At 72.1% G+C, this 21,220-nt stretch carries 25 protein-coding genes; 11 read left to right on the top strand and 14 right to left on the bottom strand.

Translation table 11 applies throughout. The features are described 5' to 3' along the window. The 3 genes from AB4880_RS09800 to AB4880_RS09810 all read right to left on the bottom strand — a co-directional run. A partial coding sequence (locus AB4880_RS09800; protein ID WP_367919035.1) for a DUF305 domain-containing protein occupies nucleotides 1-626 on the bottom strand: 626 nt, incomplete at its 3' end. A 46-nt stretch (nucleotides 627-672) separates the two neighbouring features. After that, nucleotides 673-1,041: a DUF6153 family protein gene (locus AB4880_RS09805; protein ID WP_367919036.1), complete on the bottom strand. Its 369-nt coding sequence runs from the start codon at nucleotides 1,039-1,041 to the stop codon at nucleotides 673-675. After that, on the bottom strand, nucleotides 1,031-1,822 hold the full coding sequence (locus AB4880_RS09810; RefSeq protein ID WP_367919037.1) for a helix-hairpin-helix domain-containing protein: 792 nt from the start codon (nucleotides 1,820-1,822) through the stop codon (nucleotides 1,031-1,033). Before AB4880_RS09810 ends, AB4880_RS09805 begins: the two co-directional genes overlap by 11 nt. An 86-nt stretch (nucleotides 1,823-1,908) precedes the next feature. Between AB4880_RS09810 and AB4880_RS09815 the strand changes: the two genes are divergently transcribed. Beyond that, nucleotides 1,909-2,253 (top strand): ArsR/SmtB family transcription factor, encoded by a 345-nt coding sequence (locus tag AB4880_RS09815; RefSeq protein WP_379229230.1) that lies wholly within the window; start codon nucleotides 1,909-1,911, stop codon nucleotides 2,251-2,253. A gap of 13 nt (nucleotides 2,254-2,266) precedes the next feature. Further along, nucleotides 2,267-3,193: a cation diffusion facilitator family transporter gene (locus AB4880_RS09820; protein WP_367919038.1), complete on the top strand. Its 927-nt coding sequence runs from the start codon at nucleotides 2,267-2,269 to the stop codon at nucleotides 3,191-3,193. Nucleotides 3,194-3,272: 79 nt separating this feature from the next. Here AB4880_RS09820 and leuE read toward each other — a convergent pair whose 3' ends face one another. Continuing rightward, nucleotides 3,273-3,941, bottom strand: a complete 669-nt coding sequence (leuE, locus tag AB4880_RS09825) for a leucine efflux protein LeuE (protein WP_367919039.1) — start codon at nucleotides 3,939-3,941, stop codon at nucleotides 3,273-3,275. Nucleotides 3,942-4,063: 122 nt separating this feature from the next. Between leuE and AB4880_RS09830 the strand changes: the two genes are divergently transcribed. Continuing rightward, entirely contained in the window at nucleotides 4,064-4,669 is a 606-nt protein-coding gene (locus AB4880_RS09830) for a dihydrofolate reductase family protein (RefSeq protein WP_367919040.1), read from the top strand. A 2-nt stretch (nucleotides 4,670-4,671) separates the two neighbouring features. Here AB4880_RS09830 and AB4880_RS09835 read toward each other — a convergent pair whose 3' ends face one another. Both AB4880_RS09835 and AB4880_RS09840 read right to left on the bottom strand, forming a co-directional pair. Continuing rightward, nucleotides 4,672-5,388 (bottom strand): cache domain-containing protein, encoded by a 717-nt coding sequence (locus tag AB4880_RS09835; protein ID WP_367919041.1) that lies wholly within the window; start codon nucleotides 5,386-5,388, stop codon nucleotides 4,672-4,674. Beyond that, the gene (locus AB4880_RS09840) at nucleotides 5,385-6,131 is read right to left on the bottom strand and encodes a FadR/GntR family transcriptional regulator (protein ID WP_367919042.1); all 747 of its coding nucleotides are present in this window, start codon (nucleotides 6,129-6,131) and stop codon (nucleotides 5,385-5,387) included. Before AB4880_RS09840 ends, AB4880_RS09835 begins: the two co-directional genes overlap by 4 nt. 170 nt (nucleotides 6,132-6,301) lie before the next feature. On the opposite strand from AB4880_RS09840, the gene AB4880_RS09845 reads away from it, so the two are divergent. From AB4880_RS09845 to AB4880_RS09865, 5 genes are read left to right on the top strand one after another with little or no spacing between them, the layout of a single operon-like run. Then, complete coding sequence (locus AB4880_RS09845; RefSeq protein ID WP_367919043.1) at nucleotides 6,302-7,375, top strand: ABC transporter ATP-binding protein; 1,074 nt, start codon at nucleotides 6,302-6,304, stop codon at nucleotides 7,373-7,375. A gap of 53 nt (nucleotides 7,376-7,428) precedes the next feature. Then, on the top strand, nucleotides 7,429-8,610 hold the full coding sequence (locus AB4880_RS09850; protein WP_367919044.1) for an extracellular solute-binding protein: 1,182 nt from the start codon (nucleotides 7,429-7,431) through the stop codon (nucleotides 8,608-8,610). A 2-nt stretch (nucleotides 8,611-8,612) separates the two neighbouring features. Then, complete coding sequence (locus AB4880_RS09855; RefSeq protein ID WP_367919045.1) at nucleotides 8,613-9,533, top strand: ABC transporter permease; 921 nt, start codon at nucleotides 8,613-8,615, stop codon at nucleotides 9,531-9,533. Continuing rightward, a complete protein-coding gene (locus AB4880_RS09860; RefSeq protein WP_367919046.1) occupies nucleotides 9,533-10,333 on the top strand; it encodes an ABC transporter permease in 801 nt (266 codons plus the stop codon). The genes AB4880_RS09855 and AB4880_RS09860 overlap by 1 nt, the downstream gene beginning before the upstream one ends. A gap of 52 nt (nucleotides 10,334-10,385) precedes the next feature. After that, the gene (locus AB4880_RS09865) at nucleotides 10,386-11,732 is read left to right on the top strand and encodes an NAD-dependent succinate-semialdehyde dehydrogenase (protein WP_367919047.1); all 1,347 of its coding nucleotides are present in this window, start codon (nucleotides 10,386-10,388) and stop codon (nucleotides 11,730-11,732) included. Between the two features lie 30 nt (nucleotides 11,733-11,762). Here the strand turns inward: AB4880_RS09865 and AB4880_RS09870 are convergent, their stop codons facing one another. Both AB4880_RS09870 and AB4880_RS09875 read right to left on the bottom strand, forming a co-directional pair. Then, nucleotides 11,763-12,002, bottom strand: a complete 240-nt coding sequence (locus AB4880_RS09870; RefSeq protein WP_367919048.1) for a hypothetical protein — start codon at nucleotides 12,000-12,002, stop codon at nucleotides 11,763-11,765. 141 nt (nucleotides 12,003-12,143) lie between these two features. After that, nucleotides 12,144-12,374 carry a hypothetical protein gene (locus AB4880_RS09875; protein ID WP_367919049.1) on the bottom strand — a complete coding sequence of 77 codons (231 nt, stop codon included), beginning with the start codon at nucleotides 12,372-12,374 and terminating at the stop codon, nucleotides 12,144-12,146. Between the two features lie 73 nt (nucleotides 12,375-12,447). On the opposite strand from AB4880_RS09875, the gene AB4880_RS09880 reads away from it, so the two are divergent. Then, on the top strand, nucleotides 12,448-12,900 hold the full coding sequence (locus tag AB4880_RS09880; protein ID WP_367919050.1) for a MaoC/PaaZ C-terminal domain-containing protein: 453 nt from the start codon (nucleotides 12,448-12,450) through the stop codon (nucleotides 12,898-12,900). Nucleotides 12,901-12,904: 4 nt separating this feature from the next. Here AB4880_RS09880 and AB4880_RS09885 read toward each other — a convergent pair whose 3' ends face one another. Then, the gene (locus tag AB4880_RS09885) at nucleotides 12,905-13,297 is read right to left on the bottom strand and encodes a VOC family protein (RefSeq protein WP_367919051.1); all 393 of its coding nucleotides are present in this window, start codon (nucleotides 13,295-13,297) and stop codon (nucleotides 12,905-12,907) included. 50 nt (nucleotides 13,298-13,347) lie between these two features. On the opposite strand from AB4880_RS09885, the gene AB4880_RS09890 reads away from it, so the two are divergent. Then, nucleotides 13,348-14,187, top strand: a complete 840-nt coding sequence (locus AB4880_RS09890; RefSeq protein ID WP_367919052.1) for an AraC family transcriptional regulator — start codon at nucleotides 13,348-13,350, stop codon at nucleotides 14,185-14,187. 21 nt (nucleotides 14,188-14,208) lie between these two features. Here the strand turns inward: AB4880_RS09890 and AB4880_RS09895 are convergent, their stop codons facing one another. Genes AB4880_RS09895 through AB4880_RS09915 form a run of 5 tightly spaced genes read right to left on the bottom strand, consistent with a single transcriptional unit; the run spans nucleotide 14,209 to nucleotide 19,473 of the window. Continuing rightward, nucleotides 14,209-15,831 (bottom strand): thiamine pyrophosphate-binding protein, encoded by a 1,623-nt coding sequence (locus tag AB4880_RS09895; protein WP_367919053.1) that lies wholly within the window; start codon nucleotides 15,829-15,831, stop codon nucleotides 14,209-14,211. Further along, nucleotides 15,828-16,814: an NAD(P)-dependent oxidoreductase gene (locus tag AB4880_RS09900; protein ID WP_367919054.1), complete on the bottom strand. Its 987-nt coding sequence runs from the start codon at nucleotides 16,812-16,814 to the stop codon at nucleotides 15,828-15,830. The genes AB4880_RS09895 and AB4880_RS09900 overlap by 4 nt, the downstream gene beginning before the upstream one ends. Before the next feature lie 55 nt (nucleotides 16,815-16,869). Further along, complete coding sequence (locus tag AB4880_RS09905) at nucleotides 16,870-17,634, bottom strand: amino acid ABC transporter ATP-binding protein (RefSeq protein WP_367919055.1); 765 nt, start codon at nucleotides 17,632-17,634, stop codon at nucleotides 16,870-16,872. Further along, nucleotides 17,631-18,512 carry an amino acid ABC transporter permease gene (locus AB4880_RS09910; protein WP_367919056.1) on the bottom strand — a complete coding sequence of 294 codons (882 nt, stop codon included), beginning with the start codon at nucleotides 18,510-18,512 and terminating at the stop codon, nucleotides 17,631-17,633. Before AB4880_RS09910 ends, AB4880_RS09905 begins: the two co-directional genes overlap by 4 nt. Before the next feature lie 43 nt (nucleotides 18,513-18,555). Next, entirely contained in the window at nucleotides 18,556-19,473 is a 918-nt protein-coding gene (locus AB4880_RS09915) for an ABC transporter substrate-binding protein (protein ID WP_367919057.1), read from the bottom strand. 171 nt (nucleotides 19,474-19,644) lie between these two features. Here AB4880_RS09915 and AB4880_RS09920 point away from each other — a divergent pair, with 171 nt between their 5' ends. Then, nucleotides 19,645-21,210 (top strand): PucR family transcriptional regulator, encoded by a 1,566-nt coding sequence (locus AB4880_RS09920; protein ID WP_367919058.1) that lies wholly within the window; start codon nucleotides 19,645-19,647, stop codon nucleotides 21,208-21,210. The last annotated feature ends 10 nt before the right edge of the window (nucleotides 21,211-21,220 follow it).

Raw genomic sequence — 21,220 nt, forward strand, 5'->3', positions numbered from 1 at the left:
TGCTGGTCGATCAGGTCCCTCATCGTGGAGATCTCGCTGGTCTGGCCGTCAACGATCGTCTCGGCCAGCGCCACTGCGTCGGCGAACTCGCCGGACGCCAGCTCGACCTTCGCCATCGCGATCGCTCCCTGGTGGTGCTCGATCATCATCTCCATCCAGCGTCGGGGGAACTCCGCGTCGGACAACTTCTCGAGCGCGTCCATCTGCTCCGAGCCCATCATGCCGGGCATGCCCGAGTCGCCCGACATGTCGTGGCCGGCGTTGGCGTGGTCCATGGTCGTCGGCGGGACCTCCTTGCCCCAGGCGGTCAGCCAGGTGGTCATCGTCTCGACCTCGGGCGCCTGCGCCTCCTGGATCCGGTCGACGAGGGCGCGGACGTCGGGGGGCAGGGGACGGTCCTGGGCGAGCAGCGCCATCTGCAGCGCCTGGGCGTGGTGCGGGATCATCGCCGTCGCGAAGTCGACGTCGGCGGCGGTGAAGACGTCGCCGTTGCGGGCGGTCTCGACGGCGGCCGGCTTCTTCGTGGTGCCGTCGGTCTCGTCGGCGCCGCCGCAGGCGGCCAGGCTGAGGGCAACGGTGATCGCGCCGGTGGCGGAGGCCAGCCGGCGGAGGGTGGTGCGGTGCATCGGTTCTCCTGGTGTCGGTTGCGGTGCTGGTCGGGGCGGGTGCCCCTCAGCAGCGCTGGACCGACAGCCGGTGGAGATCGGGTGGCGCGCGGAAGCGGGCCGCGCGGGCGACGAGGACCCGCCACCGCGGGCGCGCCGTACGGGATGCGGTGACGGGGCGGCCGCGGGCGAGCAGGCCGGACGCGAGCCCGGCGGCGAGGACCAGCAGGGCCAGGCAGAGCTCGGCCATGTCGTGCCCGGTCGTGCCGCCCGGCTCATGGTGCCCGGCGTCGGGGGCGTGATGGGCCGCGACCATCGCGGCAGGCAGTGGCGCGGACGCCGTCCCGTGGTCGGCGAGGCCGTGCATCGCGAACAGCCCGGCGAGCGCCGCGAGCGTCACCAAGACGTGTCGCAGCAGGCCCCGGTCAGGGCGCATAGCCGAGCCCGATCGCGGCCATCGCCGCCTCCAGCCGGTCGAGCGCGATCGGCCCGACGCCGTGCAGCGCCGCGAGATCGGGACGGCGCCAGCCGCTGACCGCCTCGAGCGTGTGGACGTCGACCGACCGCAGCGCGCGGGTGGCGGGGGCGCCGATGGTGCGGGGGAGCGGGGTGCCGGTACGGCGGGGCGCGCGCTCGCGCGGTCCGTCCTCGCTGTCGAGGACCGCCTCGCCGCGGGGCGAGAGGCGGTAGCCGATGGCGAGGGACTCGGTGAGTCCGCGCTCCTTGAGCTTGCGGACGTCCTTCTTGAAGTCCTGCGTCTCGCGCCCCAGCTCGGCGGCCAGGTCGGGCGCGCGGACCTCCGGGTTGCGATCGATGATCCGCAGCGTGGTCCGCGTCCACGGCCCGATCGGCGAGGACGCGTCGAGCCGGTCGAGGCGTTGCCGGATGTCGGTGATCTCGGCGGCGTCGGGGATCGTGGAGCGCAGCGCCTCCCGCGGGTCGGCGCCGCCGAAGGTCAGGCCGACCCGGAAGATCGGCCGGTCGGCCCGTGCCTCGAGCGCCTGCTTGAGCGCCGCCAGGGACGCCGCGCCGGCCCGGCGGGCGTCGTCGGCGCGCAGCCGGGACAGCGCGACCTCCTCGACGCTGACGACCTCGACCACGCCGATCGCCGTACGCATCCGCGTGCCGACCTTGACCCGCGGGCGGTCCCAGCGGCGGAAGGCCAGGTCGACGGTGCCGGAGCGGACGCCCTCCAGCTCGGCCGGTCGCATCATCACGTGGCGAGCATAGGCGGCGGGTGGATCTGGATCGTCCTCGAGCTGCCCGCTTGACTCCCTTCGCCCCACGGTGATTACATCGCCATATGGCGATGAATGCTCCGGCGGTTCCCGCCGCCCCCAACGAGGTCGACGCCCTCGCGGCGGTGGCCGGGCTGCTCCACGCGCTGAGTGACCCCAACCGGCTGGCGATCCTCGAGCACCTGGCGCTCGGCGAGCACCGGGTCGTCGACCTGACGGCCCACCTCGGGCTCGCGCAGTCGACGGTGTCGAAGCACCTCGCCTGCCTGCGCGACTGCGGCCTGGTCGTGTCGCGGCCGAGCGGGCGCGCGTCGATCATCTCGCTCGCCCACCCCGAGCTGACCCGCGACGTGGTGGGGGCCGCCGTACGCCTCCTCGACGTCACCAACGGCCCCTGCGGCGCAGCCTGAGCGGCGGCGCGACATGGGAGTCGGACACGGACACGGTCACCAGGGCGGTGCGGCCACGGGCGGGCACGCCGGCGCGCGGCACCGCTGGCGGCTCGGCGTCTCCTTCGGACTGATCGCGGCGTTCTTCGTCGTCGAGCTGGTCGTCGGCCTCACCAGCGGCTCGCTGGCGCTGATCTCGGACGCCGGCCACATGGCCGCCGACGTCGTGACGCTGGGCGCGGCGCTGGTCGCGACCAAGATCGCGACCCGCGAGGACAGCACCGGCCGGCGTACCTACGGCTCCTACCGGGCCGAGGTCTTCGCCTCCGGGCTCGCCGTGCTGATGATGCTCGGCGTCGCGGTCTACGTGGTGATCGAGGCGATCGGCCGGATCGGCGGCGAGCCCGACGTCCGGACCGGGCCGATGCTCGTCGTCGGCCTCCTCGGACTGGTGATCAACGTGGTCGCCATGGTCCTGCTGCGCGCCGGCGCCCAGGACTCGCTCAACGTCAAGGGTGCCTACGTCGAGGTCATCGCCGACACCGCCGGCAGCGTCGGCGTCATGGTCGCTGGCGCCCTCATCCTCGCCACCGGCAACGGCGTCTGGGACACCGTGGTCGCCTTCCTCATCGGCGGCTTCGTCGCGGTCCGCGCGGTGATGCTGGGCCGCGAGGTGCTCGCCGTCCTCGGCCAGCACGTGCCGGCGGGGCTCGAGATCGACACGGTGACCGGCGCGCTCGCCGAGCTCGACGGCGTCCGCGACGTCCACGACCTGCACGCCTGGACGCTCACGTCCGGCATGAACGTCGCCACCGCCCACCTGGTCCTCGTCGAGGGCGCCGACGGCGGCTCGGTGCTGCGCGCCGGACAGCTGCTGCTGCGCGAGCGGTTCGCGATCGAGCACGCGACGCTGCAGATCGAGGGTCACCGCTCGGCGGCCTGCGACGCGGTCAGCTGGTGACCGTTCCCCCGTCGTACCGGACGAATCGGTCGCGAAATCGCCCGATCCGCGACCCAAACGTCCGGTACGACGCGGACAGTCAGGCGGAGTGCGCGAGAGAGAGCTTGAGCGCGAACCCGAGGAAGATCGCCCCGACCGCCGACGTCGCGCCGGCCGAGAGCGCCTTGCGCCGCCGGAACGCCGCGGCCAGGCGGGTGCCGAAGAAGATCAGCGCGCTCAGGTAGGCGACGCTGGCGATCTGGGCCAGGGTGCCGAGGACGAGGAACGACAGCGCCGGGTGGGCGTAGGCCGGGTCGACGAACTGCACGAAGAAGGCGACGAAGAACAAGATCGCCTTCGGGTTGAGCAGGCTGATCACCAGCGCCCGTCGGTAGGCTCGCTCGCCCGGCGTCGTGGGTGTCGCCGCCTCCGCCGCGTCGACCGCCACCTCGGTGACGGTGCGGCGCGAGCGCCACATGGCGACCGCCGCGCGCAGCATGGTGAAGGCGAGCCAGCCGAGGTAGGTCGCGCCCGCGAACTTCACGATCCCGAAGGCCACGTCGTTGGCCTTGAGCAGCGAGGCGACGCCGGCCGCGGACAGCGTCATGAGCACCGCGTCGCCCGTCCAGACCCCCGCTGCCGCGGTGTAGCCGTCCCGGACCCCGCGCCGCGCCGCCACCGAGAGGACGTACAGCGAGTTGGGGCCGGGCAGCAGAATGATCAGGATCAGGCCGACGAGGTACGTCGACAGGTCGGTGATGCCCAGCACGCCGTCGAGTGTCGCACGCGCCCGTGCCCGCAAGCCATTCGTTTGGCCCCGTCCGTTCCGGCGGGGACGCCGGCGCCGGACGAGGGCGATGAGTTCGACCGACGGGGCCGGTCAATCCGGCCATGGGCATCGTGACAGCAGACATCGGCATCACCCTCGACGGCTACGGCGCCGGACACGACCAGAGCCTCCAGCACCCGTTCGGCTCGCTCGACGAGCACCCGCTGCACCGGTGGATGTTCGAGTACGGCGACGACAACGCCGCCGAGGTCGCGGCCATCGTCGACGCCGGCGCCTTCGTCATGGGTCGCAACATGTTCACGCCCGGTCGCGGCGACTGGGACCTCGACTGGCGCGGCTGGTGGGGCGAGGACCCGCCGTACCACGCGCCGGTGTTCGTGCTCACCCATCACCCGCGCGAGCCGCTGCCGATGGACGGCGGCACGACCTTCCACTTCGTCACCGACGGCCTCGACTCTGCGCTGGCGCAGGCCCGCGCCGCGGCCGGCGAGCGCAATGTGGCCGTCGCGGGCGGGGCGTCGACGATCAACGCCTGCCTGGCGGCGGGGGTGATCGACGAGCTCCGGCTGCACGTCGCGCCGTTCGTGTCGGGGCTGGCGTCGGGGTCGCGGATCTTCGACGGCGTCCCGACGATGGACCTGGTGCCGGTGGCGGCCCGGCAGACGCCGTACGTCACCCACCTGACCTATCGCCGGGCCGACGGCTGACCTCAGCCGAGCGGTACGACGGCGAGCGGCAGGTCGCCGATCCGGTGTGAGGCCGGGATCTCGGTGAAGTCGACGTCGTCGAGCAGGTCGCCGCACAGGTGGCGTCCGGAGTTGCTGGACAGGATCCGGCCGAAGCTGTTGACGACGGCGAGCCGGGCGCCGGCGGCGCGGAGCGCGGGGAGGATCACCCGCTCGGCGTTCTTGACCGCGATGTCGGCGCCGGCGACGCCGCAGAACCGGCCGTCGACGAGCACCGGGGTGGTGAAGGTGAGCGTGTACTCCTCGGTGCAGAGGTAGTCGACATAGGGGCCGGTGACGTGGCACAGGCCGGTCTCGCGGGGGACGACGTACCAGGGCAGGTGCTCGTAGTCGTAGAACCCGATCGCCTGCGGCTCGGAGTGGGTGACCAGCCGCTGGGGGCGGTCGTCGGCGTCGCGGGCGAACCACTCGAGCCACCAGCCGGCGTCCTGCAGCAGGCCGGAGGCGGCGACGAAGCCGGCGCCCTGGACCGGCTGCGCGGCGTCGGCGAGGAAGGGGACGACGACCGGCTCGACGGCGGCCAGGTCGGCGCGGCGCGGGGCGTCCTTGCCGGCGAGTCCCGCGGCGCTGGCGGCGGCGATCCGCTCGGTGAGGCCGAACGCCTGGTCGGCGAGGCCGGAGACGGCGGTGCGGACGCGGGTGACGTCGGCAGCGGTGAGGCGCTTGCGAACCTGGGTCATGAACGGTCCTCGCTCAGCTGGTAGTCGATGAGGCGGGCGGTGGAGTCGGCCACCCGCTGCTCGGCCGCCTCGCGGGCGGCGTGGGGATCGCGCGCGGCGATCGCCGCGACGACCGCACGGCAGCTTCGGGTCATCTGAGCATGGCTGTCGTCGTCGCCGAAAGCGAGCCACAGGAGCGTGCCGAACTCCGCCTGGAGCCGCACCTCCTCGTGGTAGAGCCGCGGTGACTGAGCGGCCGCGGCCACCTCGATGTGGAACTGGGCGTCGGCGCGACGCCGGGCGTCGGGCGCCTTCGCCTCGGCGAGGACGTCGGCGACCCGGCGCAGCCGGTCGGCGTCCTCCGGGCTGGAACGGCGCGCCGCGAGGGCCGCGCTGGCGCCGGCGATCGCGGCGTAGACGTCGCCGAGGTCGCGCAGCTCGCCGAGGCTGAACCGGCCCAGCCGGCGCTGCGCGAGGTGGCCGACGCCGTTGGCGGGCGTGCGGACGAAGCTGCCGCCGCCGCGTCCGCGGCGGGTCTCGATGAGGCCCTCCGAGCGCAGCACCGAGAGCGCCTCGCGGACGGTGACCGTGGAGACGCCGAAGATGCCGGCGAGGTCGAGCTCCCCAGGCAGCTGCTCGGCGTCGGGGAGCAGGCCGAGCGCGATCGCGTCGGTGAGCCGGCGCACGACGAGCTCGGAGCGACTGAGCGACTCCAGCGGCGAGAACACCGCTGCCGACGCGCGTCCGTAGAACGGCACGGCCACCGCTGCACCTCCTTCGCTCCCGGCACTCGGCGCCGACGCTACCCATCCCGTGGCGGGGACCGGCGCCCGGATCCCCGCTTCGGGAGATCTTCCCCACCTCTTGTGCATTGAACTGTGAAGTCATATGTTATCGCATCATTCAGTCCGATGAGACGAAAGGCACACTCCAGATGTCACTCTCGACCAGCGCTCCCGCTGAGCCGGCCGGGGTCGTCGAGGCACCCGCGATCTCCATCCGCGGGCTGCGCAAGACCTTCGGCGACGTGGTCGCGGTCGACGACGTCGACCTCGACATCGCCAACGGCGAGTTCTTCTCGATGCTCGGCCCGTCCGGCTCCGGCAAGACCACGGTGCTGCGGATGATCGCCGGCTTCGAGCGGCCCACCGCCGGGCGGATCCAGCTCGACGGCGTCGACGTCACCGCCGCCGCTCCCTTCGAGCGCGACGTCCACACCGTCTTCCAGGACTACGCCCTCTTCCCGCACATGAGCGTCGTCGACAACGTCGCCTACGGCCTCCGGGTCCGCGGCGAGCGCACCAAGGCGCGCCGCGAGCGGGCGCTCCAGGCGCTCGAGACGGTCCGGCTCGCGCACGTCGCCGGGCGCCGTCCCTCGCAGCTCTCCGGCGGCCAGCGCCAGCGCGTCGCCCTGGCCCGGGCGATCGTGCTCGAGCCGAAGGTGCTGCTGCTCGACGAGCCGCTCGGCGCCCTCGACCTCAAGCTGCGCGAGCAGATGCAGGTCGAGCTCAAGCAGCTCCAGCGCGAGCTCGGCATCACCTTCGTGTTCGTCACCCACGACCAGGAGGAGGCGCTCACGCTCAGCGACCGGATCGCGGTCTTCGACGCCGGGCGCATCCAGCAGCTCGGGACGCCGCGCGAGATCTACGAGCAGCCGTCGTCGGCGTACGTCGCCGGGTTCGTCGGCACCACCAACCTGCTCGACTCCGCGACCTCCCAGTGGATCCTCGGCGTCGCCGGCGAGCACGCCGTACGGCCCGAGCGGCTGCGGCTCTCGCCGGCCACCGACACCGAGCCGGCCGGTACCGGCGAGGTCCGGGTCGAGGCGACCGTCGTCGAGACGATCTATCTCGGCACCGGCAGCCGGGTGCACCTGCGCACCGACGGCGGTACCGAGCTGATCGCGCTCGAGCAGTCGACCGGCTTCGACACCGGCGAGGACCGCGGCGACACGGTGACCGTCCGCTTCGCTCGGGCCGATGTCGTGTCCCTCTCCTCCGGGTCCTGACCCACCCCCCAGCTCCCTCCCATCTGCAACCCAACGAGAAAGCGGAGAACCCGATGAAGAACACCCTCCGACGTGGCCGCATGGCCGCGGCCTGTCTGACCGTGCTTTCGGTCTCCGTGCTGTCGGCCTGCGGCAGCGGCGACGGCGACAAGAAGACCGAGGCCGTCGACAAGCTCGGCAAGAACGAGGGCCAGGTCTCGATCCTGGCCTGGCCGGGCTATGTCGAGGACGGCAGCAACAGCCCCGACGCCGACTGGGTGTCGGCCTTCGAGAAGGACACCGGCTGCCAGGTCACCAGCAAGGTCTACGGCACCTCCGACGAGGCGCTCAACCTCGCCAAGTCCGGTGAGTACGACGTGATCGCGGCCTCCGGCGACCTCTCGCTGCGGCTCATCGCCTCCCAGCAGGCGCAGGCGGTCAACACCGAGCTGATCCCCAACTACGCCAACGTCTACGACTTCCTCAAGAACACCGAGTGGAACACCGTCGACGGCGTCAACTACGGCGTCCCGCACGGCTACGGCGCCAACCTGCTGATGTTCAACAAGAAGAGCTTCGGCGAGGCGCCGACCTCGTGGGGCGCGGTCTTCGAGAAGGACCAGCTGGCCGCCAACAAGGGCAAGGTGACGGCGTACGACTCGCCGATCTACATCGCCGACGCCGCGCTGTACCTGATGAAGACCAAGCCCGAGCTCGGCATCAAGAACCCCTACGCCCTCGACCAGAAGCAGCTCGACGCGGCCACGGCCCTGCTCAAGGAGCAGCGCCAGTACGTCGGCGAGTACTGGGCGGACTACCTCAAGGAGGTCCAGGCCTTCGAGAGCGGCAACTCGGTCGTCGGCACCACCTGGCAGGTGATCAAGAACAGCATCAAGAACAAGGACGTCGACGTCACGCTGCCCACCGAGGGCGCGACCGCGTGGAACGACACCTGGATGCTGTCGTCGCAGGCGAAGAACCCCAACTGCGCCTACGCGTGGATGAACTACATCCTCAGCCCCAAGGCCAACGCCCAGGCGACGGAGTACTTCGGCGAGGCGCCGAACAGCCCGCAGGCCTGCGCGGAGACCAGCGACAAGAACTTCTGCGCGACCTTCCACGCCGGTGACGAGGAGTACGCCAAGCAGCTCTGGTTCTGGCGCACGCCGATCAAGAAGTGCCTCGACGGCCGCACCGACGTCGAGTGCACCGACTACGCCCAGTGGACCGAGGCCTGGACGGAGATCAAGGGCTGATCATGGCCACCACGTCCGACGTCACCGACGCCCGGCCCGGCCCGGCCACCGCCCCCGCACCGCGGGGTCCGGCGGCCCGGCCGGGGTCCCGGCTGCTGCACCGATGGGTGTGGCTCCGCCTGTCCCTGCTGCTCTCCGCCCCGCTGGCCTGGATGCTCCTGGTGTACGTCGTGGCGCTCGCGGCGCTGCTCGTCACCTCGCTGTGGTCGGTGGACAGCCTGACCAGCGAGATCGATCACGCCTGGACGCTGGACAACTTCCGCACGCTGCTCGAGAACGAGGTCTACCGCAAGGTCGCCCTCCGCACCGTCGGGGTCGCGCTCGCCGTGACCGTCGTCGACGTGGTGATCGCGCTGCCGATCGCCTTCTACATGGCCAAGGTCGCGTCCCCGCGGGCGCGGCGGATGCTCGTGGTCGCGGTGCTGACGCCGCTGTGGGCGAGCTATCTGGTCAAGGTGTTCGCCTGGCGCGTGGTGCTCTCCGACGGCGGCCTCGCCGAGTGGTCGCACCTCGGGACGCCCGGCTACGGCCTGACCGCGGTGATCATCGCTCAGTCCTACATCTGGCTGCCCTACGTCATCCTGCCGATCTTCGCGGCGCTCGAGCGGGTGCCCGACTCGCTGCTCGAGGCGGCCGGCGACCTCGGCGCCCCGAGCCGGATGGTGATGCGGACCGTCGTCCTGCCGCTGCTGATCCCCGGCATCGTCGCCGGCGCGATCTTCAGCTTCTCGCTGACGATGGGCGACTACATCACCGTCAACATCGTCGGCGGCGCGAGCCAGATGCTCGGCAACCTGATCTTCATCAACGCCGGCGCGGCCAACAACCTCCCGATGGCGGCGGCCATCGCGATGATCCCGATCGTCGTGATGCTGGTGCTGCTGACCGCGATCCGTCGTACCGGCGCACTGGAGAACATGTGATGAACCTGAGTCGTACCGCCCAGCGCCTCCTGGCCGTGATCACGTTCGGCGTCCTCGCGCTGATCTACGTGCCGCTGCTCGTCGTCGTCGCCAACTCGGTCAACCCGAGCCAGTCGATGTCGTGGCCGCCCGACGGCGTCACCTTCGAGTGGTGGCGCCGGGCCTGGCACAGCACCGGCGTCCGGGAGGCCCTGCTGACCAGCATCCAGGTCGCCGTCGTGGCGACCGCGATCGCGCTGGTCCTCGGCACGCTGCTCGCCCTCGCGCTGCAGCGCTACTCCTTCTTCGGCAAGGACGCGGTCAACCTGCTGGTGATCCTCCCGATCGCCCTCCCGGGCGTGGTCACCGGCATCGCGCTGAACAACGGGTTCAAGGGGATCCTCGGCGCCGACCTGGCCCTGTGGACCATCGTGGTGGCGCACGCGACCTTCTGCATCGTCACCGTCTTCAACAACGTCCAGGCCCGGCTGCGGCGGCTCGGGACCAGTCTCGAGGAGGCGTCGGCCGACCTCGGCGCCGGAGTGCTCACGACCTTCCGGCTGGTGACCCTGCCACAGCTGCGCTCGGCGTTGCTGGCAGGTGGCATGCTTGCCTTCGCGCTCAGTTTCGATGAGATCATCGTCACTACGTTCACCGCCGGACGGGGAGCGACCACACTGCCGATCTGGATCCTCAACAACATGTTCCGTCCCAACCAGGCTCCCGTCGTCAACGTCGTTGCCGTCGTCCTGATCGTCTTCTCGCTCATCCCCGTCTGGCTCGCGCAGCGGCTGTCCTCGGACGTCGAGGCGGCTCGCTGAGCCCGGACCCAACCACCGCAGACCCACCCGCAGAACCCGAGGAGCACACCCCATGACCGTCGAGTACGCCGTCCGGAACCCCCGGACCGGAGAGCTGGTCGAGACCTACCCCACCGCGACCGACGCGGAGGTCACCGCGGCCGTCGACGCCGCGCAGTCGGCGTACGTCTCGTGGGGGCGGACCTCGACCGTGGCCGAGCGCGCCGCGCTGATCCGCCGCGTCGCCGAGCTGCACCGCGAGCGCATCGCCGAGCTCGCCGGCGCGATCGTCGAGGAGATGGGCAAGCCCCTGGCCGACGCCGAGGGCGAGGTCGACTTCTCCGCCGCGATCTACGACTTCTACGCCGACAACGCCGAGCGCTTCCTGGCCGACGAGCCGATCGAGCTCGGTGAGGGCGAGGGCTCGGCCGTCATCCGGCGCGGGCCGGTCGGCGTGCTGCTCGGCATCATGCCGTGGAACTTCCCCGTCTACCAGATCGCCCGCTTCGCCGGCCCCAACCTGGCGACCGGCAACACCATCGTGCTCAAGCACGCCCCGCAGTGCCCCCGCTCGGCGGCCCTGCAGGAGCAGATCTTCAAGGACGCCGGTTTCCCCGAGGGCGCCTACGTCAACGTCTACGCGACCAACGAGCAGATCGCCGACGTCATCGCCGACCCGCGCGTCCAGGGCGTCTCGCTGACCGGCTCCGAGCGTGCCGGCGCCGCCGTCGCCGAGATCGCCGGCCGCAACCTGAAGAAGGTCGTCCTCGAGCTCGGCGGCTCCGACCCGTTCATCGTGCTCTCGACCGCCGACCTCGACGCCACCGTCGACGCGGCCGTCTTCGCCCGCATGGACAACGCCGGCCAGGTCTGCAACGGCGGCAAGCGCTTCGTCGTCGTCGACGAGCTCTACGACGACTTCGTCGCCAAGTTCACCGAGAAGCTGCTCGCCGCGTCCGAGGGCTCCCCGCTGTCGTCGGTCACCGCCGCCGACAACCTGGAGAAGCAGGTCGCGCAGGCCGTCGAGGGCGGCGCTGAGCTGACCAGCGCCGGCGACCGCAACGGCGCCTTCTTCCCCAGCGGCGTGCTGTCGGGCCTCACCACCGACAACCCGGCCTACCACCAGGAGCTGTTCGGCCCGGTCGCGATGGTCTTCCGCGCGGCCGACGAGGACGACGCCGTACGGATCGCCAACGACACGCCCTACGGCCTCGGCTCCTACGTCTTCTCGACCGACGCCGCCCAGGCCGCGCGCGTCGCCGACCAGATCGACGCCGGCATGGTCTTCGTCAACGGCGTCGGCCTCGACGCGGCCGAGCTGCCCTTCGGCGGCGTCAAGCGCTCCGGCTTCGGCCGCGAGCTGGGCCGCTTCGGCATGGAGGAGTTCGTCAACAAGAAGCTGATCCGCACCGCCGGCTGATCGCTTCGGCGCGGGTGCTCGACGGCCGGCTCAGCCGGCCGTCGGGTACGCCGCGCGCCAGCCCGCGGTGAGCTGGTCGAGCAGCCGCGGCACGTCGTCGACCGCCAGCTGGAAGGTCCCGACGCAGAGGTTGTCGCGCCACAGCGACAGCACCACCAGATCGGCCTCGGAGTGCCAGCTGACCCGCAGCGCGCGCGAGTCGCCGCGGGCGTCCAGATAGGCATCGCCCGCGCGGGGCAGGGGCTGCACCCGGCGCGAGATGGTCGACATCAACCCATCATGCCTCCGCGCCGCGGCCCTGTCACCGCTTCCGCGGATCGCCGCCCGCCCGCGAGCTCGGGTCAACCTCGGGTCAGCCGAGGCCCTGGTTGCCCGCCCACAGCTCACCGGCCCGGTCGGCCGCCGCCGCGATCAGCGCCGCGATCTCGGGCCGCTCGGGCACCGGGAACGACACGTAGGCGCCCCGCCCGCCCGCCACCGGTCGCCCGGAGGCGGGCGGGCGGTGGCGGCCAGCCGCCCGTCGGGCAGCAGCCGCACGTTGAGCGTGCCGAGCCGGAACTCCTCGCCGCGGCGGACGTCGGTCCACCGCAGCTCCTCCGGGACGGTCACGTTGATCGCGAGCGCGCTGACGTCGGGCTGCATGCCGCGATCGTGCCACGGCCCGCCGACGGCGTGGTGCTGGTCGTGCGCCTGCTGCGCCGTCGATGATGGCGCGATGATGCAGAGCTCCTGGGCGTTCGAGGACTTCGCGGCCGGCCAGGTCTTCGAGAGCCAGGGCCGCACGATCACCGAGACCGATCTGGTCCTCTTCGCCGGGTGGAGCTGGGACGCCAACCCGGTCCACACCGACGCCGTCGCTCAGTCCGACGGCCGCTTCGGCGGGCGGATCGCCCACGGCCTGCTCGGGATGTCGGTGGCGATGGGCCTCGCGTCCCGCCTCGGCGTCTTCGAGGGCTGCTCGGTGGCGCTGCTCGGGGTCGACGAGTGGCGGTTCCACGCGCCGATCCGGCCGGGCGACACGGTGCGGGTGCGGGTCGAGATCCTCGAGGCCCGGCGTACGTCGTCGGGCGCGACCGGCGTCCTGGACCGCAGGTTCACCCTGCTCGACCAGGACGACCGGGTCGTCCAGGAGGGCCGGATCGGCCTGCTGGTGAGCGCGCGGAGCTAGCCGCTCACTCGTGCGGCGGGCACAGGCAGAACGGGTGGCCGTCGGGGTCGAGCATGGTCCGCCAGGCGCCGCCCATGCTCTCGGCGGGCTGGGTCTCGGCGACCGTCGCGCCGAGCGCGAGCGCGTGCTCGGTGGCGGCCGCGAGGTCGGGGACCCGGAAGTCGAGGTGGAACTGCTGCGGGTGCTCCTGGCCCGGCCACTCGGGGCGGGTGTAGTCGGCGACGGTCTGGAAGTTGAACGGCGTGCCGTGCACGGTGGCGGACGCGTAGCCGTACTCCGGGTAGTCGCCGGTGACCTCGCCGCCGGTCAGGTCGGCGTAGAAGCGGGCGAGCCGGGCGGCGTTCGGCGAGTCGATGGTGACGGCGATCAGCTCGGTCACGGGGGTCGTGGTCGTCATGACGCCACTGTGACCCACGGCGCCGACACCGCTCTTGAAAGAATCCGACAGTGACCCGGTGGATCCCCGACGGACCGCTCGACCTGGTCGAGCCGGCGCAGCTGCGCGACGCGCGCGGCTACGCCCCGTCGCTGCGCAGGTACGCCGCGCCGCCGCACCTCGCCGACGTCGTACGGCGGTTCTGGGTGCCGGTCTGGTCGCTGGCGCCGGGGGAGACGTCGGTGCAGCGGGTGCTGCAGTACCCGGTCTGCCAGGTGGTCGTCGGGCATGCCGGCGCCCAGCTGGTCGGGCCGCACAGCGGGCTCAGCACCGAGGAGCTCGCCGGTGACGGCTGGGCCGTCGGCGTGATGATGCAGCCGGCCGCGGGACTGGCGCTCGCGGCCGGTCCGGTCACCGCGCTGACCAACGCCCGCCGCGACCTGAGGTCGATTCCGGGGCTGGACGCGGCGGGTCTGCGCGACGCGGTGCGGCAGGCGCTGGGCGCCGACCCAGCGGAGATCGCGCGGCAGCGGGAGGCGTGCGGGCTGGTGGCCGAGGCGCTCGGCGTACTGGTGCCGGTCGACGACGAGGGCCGCCTGGTCAACGCGATCGTGGAGTACGTCGAGGGTGACCGCGAGGTCCGCCGGGTCGGCCAGGTCTGCGCCAAGTTCGACATCGGCGAGCGCGCCCTGCAGCGGCTCACCCGGCGCCGGATCGGCCTCTCGCCGAAGTGGCTGATCCAGCGCCGGCGGCTGCACGACGCGGCGGACCTGCTGCGGTCCGGGACGCGGGTCGACCTGGCGCGGGTCGCGGCCGAGCTGGGGTACGCCGACCAGGCCCACCTGACCCGCGACTTCCGCGCCGTCACCGGCCTGACGCCCGGGGAGTTCAGTGCGGAGCCGCGCGACTGAGCCCGAGCCCTTCCGGCCCGCTCAGGTCATCGCGAACATGCGCGGACGGGCTTCGAGCACGACGACGGACGGCCCGGGCTCACGCAGCGCGCTCTCGAGCGTGCTGGCGAGGGTCTCGACGGTCACCTTGTGCGCCGGGATGCCGAAGGCGCCGGCCAGGGCGACGAAGTCGGGCCGGGCGAGCTCGGTCGCGGTGGCCTCGCCGAAGGCTCCGGTCATGTACTCGCGCAGGATGCCGTAGCCGCCGTCGTCGATGATCAGCCAGGTGACGTCGGCATCGTGCTGGCGAGCGGTCGCCAGCTCGGCGATGCCGTACATGGCCCCGCCGTCGCCGGACACGGCCAGGGTCGGGCGTCCGGTGCCGATGGCCGCCGCGAGCGCAGCCGGGAACGCGAAGCCGAGCCCTCCTGCGCCCTGGGCGGAGTGGAACTCGCCGTCGCGCGGGTCCCAGATCGACCAGGCCCAGTAGCCGGCGATGGTCATGTCCCAGAACGTGTGCAGGTCCGCGGGTACGGCGTCGCGCAGGCCGGCCATCAGCTCCAGCTCCGACTCCAGGCCCTGGCCCGCGAGGCGGGCCTCGACGCGACCGCGGAGGTCGGCGGCCACGTTCGCGCCCCGTTCCACCACGCCGGCCGCGGCCGGGGGCAGCAGGTCGGCGATCGCCTCGAGCGCCAGGCCGGCGTCGGCGTGGACGCCCAGGACCGGGTAGTTCGACCCGAGGGCCCGCGGATCGGCGTCGACCTGGATCAGGGCACCGCGCGGCGCGAAGGTGAAGTAGTTGCTGGTGACCTCGCCGATCGTGGTGCCGATGGCCAGCAGGACGTCGGCGTCCTCGAGGAGGTCGGTGGTGTAGCGGTCCTCGATCCAGCTGCCGGCCGAGAGCGGGTGAGCGAAGGGGATCGCACCCTTGCCGCCTGCGGTCGCCACGACGGGGGCTCCCAGCGCCTCGGCCACACGCAGCAACTGCTTGGGCCCGGTGGCCGAGCGCCGTACGCCGCCGCCCGCGAGGATGACCGGACGGTGCGCGGCGGCGAGCAGCCGGGCGGCCTCCGCGGCGATCTCGGGGCGCGCCGGGCGGGGCAGGACGTGGGTGACCGTCGAGGTCACGGGCGGCACGGGCGAGGGCTCGAGCAGGACGTCCTGCGGGATCTCGACCCACACCGGGCCGGCCGGCACGCTCTGGGCGAGCGACCACGCGTCGGCGATGGCCGAGGGGATGTGGGCGGCGTCCATGACGACGGTCGTCGACTTCGTGACGTTCCGGGCGCTCATCTGCTGGTCGTCGATCTGGTGCAGGAGGCCGTTCTTGCGTCCGCCGATGCCGCGGCGGGGTACCTGGCTGCTGACCACGACGATCGGGACGCCGGTGACATAGGCCTCCTGCAGGGCGCCGAGGGCGGTGAGCGCTCCGGGGCCGGTCGACACGAACATCACCGCCGGCCGACCGGTGGCACGGGAGTAGCCGTCGGCGCCGAACGCGGAGTTGTTCTCGACCCGGGAGCTGATGAACCGCAGATCGCTGCGCCGGATGGCGTCGAAGAGTCCGAGGGCGTGTTGTCCCGGGATCCCGAAGATGTCGGTGACTCCGAGCGAGGTCAGGGTCTCGACGACGACGTCGCCGCCGTTGCGCACGTGCTCGGTCACGGGTTCTCCTGGAGGTCGGCGCCGCTGGTCGCGGCAGCAGGCATGGGCTCGGCATGGGGGGTGGGCGGGTTCAGGACGGCGAGCACGTTGGCGACTGCGCCCATGACGTAGGCGCGCTCCGTGGCCGCGCTGTAGAAGGCCGCATGGGGGGTGACGATGGTCCGGGGGTGGGACAGCAGCGGGTCGCTGGGGCTGGGGGGCTCCGGGTCGATGACGTCGAGGAAGGCGCCGCGCAGGTGGCCGGAGTCGAGGGTCGCGACCACGGCGGCTCCGTCGACGAGCTCGCCGCGGGCGACGTTGACGAGGTAGCCGCCCGGCGGCATGAGGGCGAGCGTCCGGGCGTCGACCGCGTGCCGGGTGGCGGGCGTCGACGGCGCGTGGAGGCTGATGATGTTCGAGGCCGCGAACAGCTGGTCGGCTCCCTCCACGCGGTCGACTCCCGCCGGCCACGTCTCGGCCGGGGCATACGGGTCGAACGCCACGATGCGACCGAACAGCGGCAGGGCGCGGACGGCGAGGTGCTGGGCGATCTGCCCCATCCCGTAGAGGCCGAGGGTGAGCTCGCTGAGCCTCGGGGGCGGGGGGATCAGGGTGAAGTCCCAGTCGGCGGTCGCGGCCTGGGCCGCGCGGAGCTCGCGGGTCATCGCCAGGATCCCGGCCAGCGCGTGGTTGGCGACCTCCTCGCTGGCCAGCGGCGGCAGGGCGCGCACCTCCACGCCGGCCGCCTGCGCGGCCGGCACGTCGACCTGGTCGAGCCCGACGGTGGTCGTCGCGATGACCTTGAGCAGCGGGAGGGCGGCGATGGTCGCGGCGTCGACGTCGACGAAGCTGACGATGAGCGCGTCGGCGTTCTCGGCGCGGTCGCGGATGTCGACGGCGCTGTCGGCGCCGATGAGCTCGACCTGGTGGCCGGCTGCTCGCAAGGCGGCGATCCCGGGCTCGAAGTCGAGTCCTCCGGTGTCGGTGACCGCTACGAGTGGCATGTCGTCTCTCCGTCGGTTCGGGGCGGGCGGCTGGTCGAGCGCGCGATCACGGCAGTCACAGGACCTTTGACAGGAACGCCTGGGTACGCCCGTGCTGCGGGTTCTCGAAGACGTCGGCGGGCGTGCCCTGCTCGACGATGACCCCGTCGTCCATGAAGACGACCCGGTCGCAGACCTCGCGGGCGAAGCCGATCTCGTGGGTGACCACGATCATCGTCATGCCGTCGGCCGCGAGCGCCTTCATCACGTCGAGGACCTCGCCGACGAGCTCCGGGTCGAGGGCGGACGTCGGCTCGTCGAACAGCATCAGCGCCGGCTTCATGGCGAGCGCGCGAGCGATCGCGACCCGCTGCTGCTGCCCGCCGGACAGCATGCTCGGGTAGTGGTCCTGGCGCTCGGCGAGACCGACGCGCTCGAGGAGAGCCTGCGCCTCGGCCCGCGCCTCGGCCCGCGGCCGACGCTGCACGGAGACCGGCGCCTCCATCACGTTCTCCAGCGCCGTCATGTGGGGGAAGAGGTTGAAGCGTTGGAAGACCATCCCGACGTCGCGGCGCGCCAGCGCGATCTGCGAGCGGTGGAGCTCGTACTTCTTGCCGTTCGCGCGCCGGTAGCCGACCAGCTGGCCGTTGACGCTGATCTCTCCGCCGTCGATGCGCTCGAGGTGGTTGATGCACCGGAGGAAGGTGCTCTTGCCCGAGCCCGAGGCGCCGAGGAAGGACACCACCTCGCCGCGGCCCACCTGCAGGTCCACGGACTTGAGGACCTCGTGGCGTCCGTAGACCTTCCGCACAGCGCGTGCGTCGACCATCAGCGTGTTCATCGAGCACCTCCTCGGGTGAGCCGGTTCCGGCGTGTCCTGGGCGCGACACCGGCGGTGCCGCGGCTCATCCGGCGCTCCAGGCGCGCCTGTCCGTAGGTGAGGACCGTGGTCATGGCCAGGTACCAGATCGACGCGACGAGCAGCAGCGGGATCTGGTGGAAGTTGCGGCTGTAGATCGCCTGGGCGGTGCCGAGCAGGTCGAGCATGCCCAGCACCACGACCAGCGACGACTGCTTGAGCATCGTGATGGTCTCGTTGGCCGTCGGGGGGATGATCAGCCGCGACGCCTGGGGAAGGATGACCCGGCGATAGGCGACGAACGGGCTCATCCCGAGAGCCTCGGCGGCCTCGGACTGCCCCTTGTCGACCCCGCCGATGCCGGCCCGGACGATCTCGGCCATGTAGGCCGCCTCGTTCAGTCCGAGCCCGAGCACCGCTGCCATGAACTGCGTGATCAGGGTGTTCGTCGACCAGCTCGCGAAGCTCGGGCCGAACGGGATGCCCAGGCTGATCTGCGGGAGCACCGAGGCGAGGAAGTACCAGCCGAGCAGCTGCACCAGGATCGGCGTCCCCCGGAAGAACCACACGTAGAGGCCGGCGCTCCAGCGCAGGACGGGGTTCTCCGACAGGCGCATCACGGCCAGCACGGTGCCGAGGACGACGCCGAGCACCATCGCGACGACGGTGACCTTGAGGGTGGTCACGATGCCGTGGAGGATCGACGTCTCGAACAGGTAGCCGCTGACCAGGTCCCAGCGGAGGGCGTCGGTGGTGACGAGGAACTTCACCAGCACGGCCGCGTAGACGGCGATGACGGCGACGGCGACCCAGCGCCCGGGGTGGCGCAGGCGGACCACCGGCTCCTCGGCATGACCCATGGCGACCGCCCCCGCTTCCGGGGGACTCGTCGGGATGCTCACGTCACTTGCCCGAGTTGATCGGCGCCCCGGTGAGCGCCTGGTCGGTCAGGTTCCACTTCGCGAGCAGGTCGCTGTAGGTCCCGTTGTCCTGCAGCACCTTGAGAGCGGCGGCGACGGCGTCGCGCAGGCCGGTGCTGTCCTTGGGGACGGCGATGCCGACGGGCAGCGTGCCGAACGGCTTCGCCGGCACCTCGAACGAGTCCGGGTTCTGCTTGACGTTGTAGGCCAGCGTCAGGTCGAGGGCAAGGACGGCGTCGGCGCGACCGGACTGCAGGGCCTGGATCGCGCTGGCCTGGTCCGGGAGGGGCGACTTGTCGACGGGCTTCTTGCCCGCCGCCTGGCAGTCCTTGCTGATGTCGTCGGCCACGAGGTCGCCGGTCGACGCCTTCTCCACGGCCACCTTGCGTCCGCACAGGTCGGACTGCTGGGTCAGTCCGTCCGGGTTGCCCTTCACGACGAGGAAGGAGACACCGGAGTTGAGGTAGTCGACGAAGTCGACCTGGGTCTGGCGCTCGGGCTTGTCGATCATCGAGGTGAGGCCGAGGTCGTACCGGTGCGCCGTCAGGCCGCCGATGATGCCGTCGAAGTTGGTGTTCTGGAAGTCGAACTTCACGCCGAGCACCTCGCCGAGCGCCTTGCCGAGGTCGGCGTCGAACCCGAGGACCGTCTTGTTGTCGGTGTCGAAGTATTCCATCGGCGGGAAGCTGACACCGGAGGCGACCTTCACGACGCCGGCCTGCTTGATCGCCGCCGGCAGCAGCCCGGCTGCGTGGGCGTCGAGCCCCTGAGCCTTCACGGACGTGGACGCGTCGGGCGCCCCGCCGCCGGTCGAGCCCTCGTCCGGGGCGGCGCACGCGGTGATGAGGAGGGAGGCCGCGACGGCGGTCGCGGCGGCGAGGGTGGTGCGGATGGTCTTCATGGCGCTCTCCGGTTCGGGACTCACAGCTCGGGACGGGCTCCCCGCTGGGGATGACACATGTGGTGCAGATCACGAAACTAAGGTTCGATGGACCTCGCCCACCAGAGTCGGAATCGCACACCGGCGACGAAGGAGCAGTGCATTCCCGTCCGTCGCGCAGAAGGAGGACGTGTGCCGCTCAACGACGCCTTCGAGGTCCCGCTCGCCGAGCTCCTCGCCAATCCGTCGTTGGGACTGACCCAGGTCGCCGGTCCCGCCGACACGGTGAGCATCCGCGCGGTCGCCACCACCGAGCTGGCCGATCCGACGCCGTACGTCGAGCAGGGCGAGCTGCTGCTGACCTCGGGCCTCGGGCTCGCCGACGAGCCGGGAGGGTTCGGCGTCTATGTCGAGCGGGTCGCGACGGCCGGGGTCGCCGCGCTCGGCTTCGGCGTCGAGCCGGTGTTCCCGTCGGTGCCCCAGGAGCTCGTCGACGCGTGCGAGCGACACCGGCTGCGGCTGCTCGACGTCCCCACCGGAACGCCCTTCGTCGCCGTGAGCAGGGCGTTCACCGAGGAGGTGGCCCGCCGCCAGCATCGCGAGTTCGAGGCGGAGGCGCGGGCGATGGGCGCCCTGGCCGGCGCTGCCGGCGGCGCCGACCCGATCCGGTCGCTCGTGCGCGAGCTCGCCCGTCGTACGAGCGCGACCGTCGTGCTCCTCGACCCCGACGGCAACGCGCTCGCCACCGGAGGCCGGCTGCCCGCGCCGCCGATCCGCCAGCTGCTGCGCGACCACGCGGCCTCCCTGCAGCACAGCGGCACCGCGCTGGCGACGTCATCGGCCGTGGGGGACCGCCTCCACCTGAACCTGCAGGTGGTGCCCACGGGCTCGTCGGTGGGATCGCGCCTCGTGCTCGCCCTGACCTCGCCGAACGCCCTCACGCTCTCCGAGCGGCGGACGACCGCCTCGGCGCTGTGGCTGCTGGCCGCCCTGGTGAGTCCGCGCTATGCGCTCGAGGCCCGGACCGAGGGGATCGGGGCGCTGGTGCGCCTGCTCACCCGGCACCGCGTCGACGACCTCGACCAGCTGCTCCGCTCCGGCGCCGCGGCGGTCGGGGAGCACTGGGTGGTGGTGAGAGGGCAGTCGTCGAAGCCGCTCGGGCGGGGCAGGCGGGACACCGCCGTCGACATCGCGACCATGCGGACCGTGCTCGGGACGCCGTACCTCGACCTCGCCGACGGCCAGCTGACCGCGCTGATCCCCTGCGACCGGGCGGACCCGCCGGCCACGCCGTCCGACGTCGCGGGCCTCGGCTGGGCGCTCGCCTACAGTGCGCCCTTCCGCATCGACGAGCTGCCCGAGGCGACCGCGCAGGCAGACCGGATGCTCCGGCGAGCGCTCGCCGGCGAGGACGTCGTGATGGTCCACCGGGCGGCGGACGTGGCACTGGACTCCCTGGTCCAGCGTGACGAGGCCCTCGCCTTCGCGCGGTCCGTGCTGCGCAACGTCCACGAGCTGCCGGCCGACCAGGCGACGGTGCTGCTCTCGACCCTCCACACCTGGCTGGCCTGCCACGGCAGCACCGAGCGCACCTCGACCATCCTCGGCGTGCACCGCAACACGGTCCGGCACCGGCTCACGCAGGTCTCGACACTTCTCGGCGCCGATCTGCAGGATCCCGAGACGCGGATGACGCTGTGGTTCGCGCTGAGCTGGATCGGCGACGCGGGCGGCCTCGCGGACGGCGGCCGGCCGTAGCCGGCGCTGC

The organism is Nocardioides ginsengisoli (assembly GCF_039537225.1).
Taxonomy (GTDB): Bacteria; Actinomycetota; Actinomycetes; order Propionibacteriales; family Nocardioidaceae; genus Nocardioides; species Nocardioides ginsengisoli.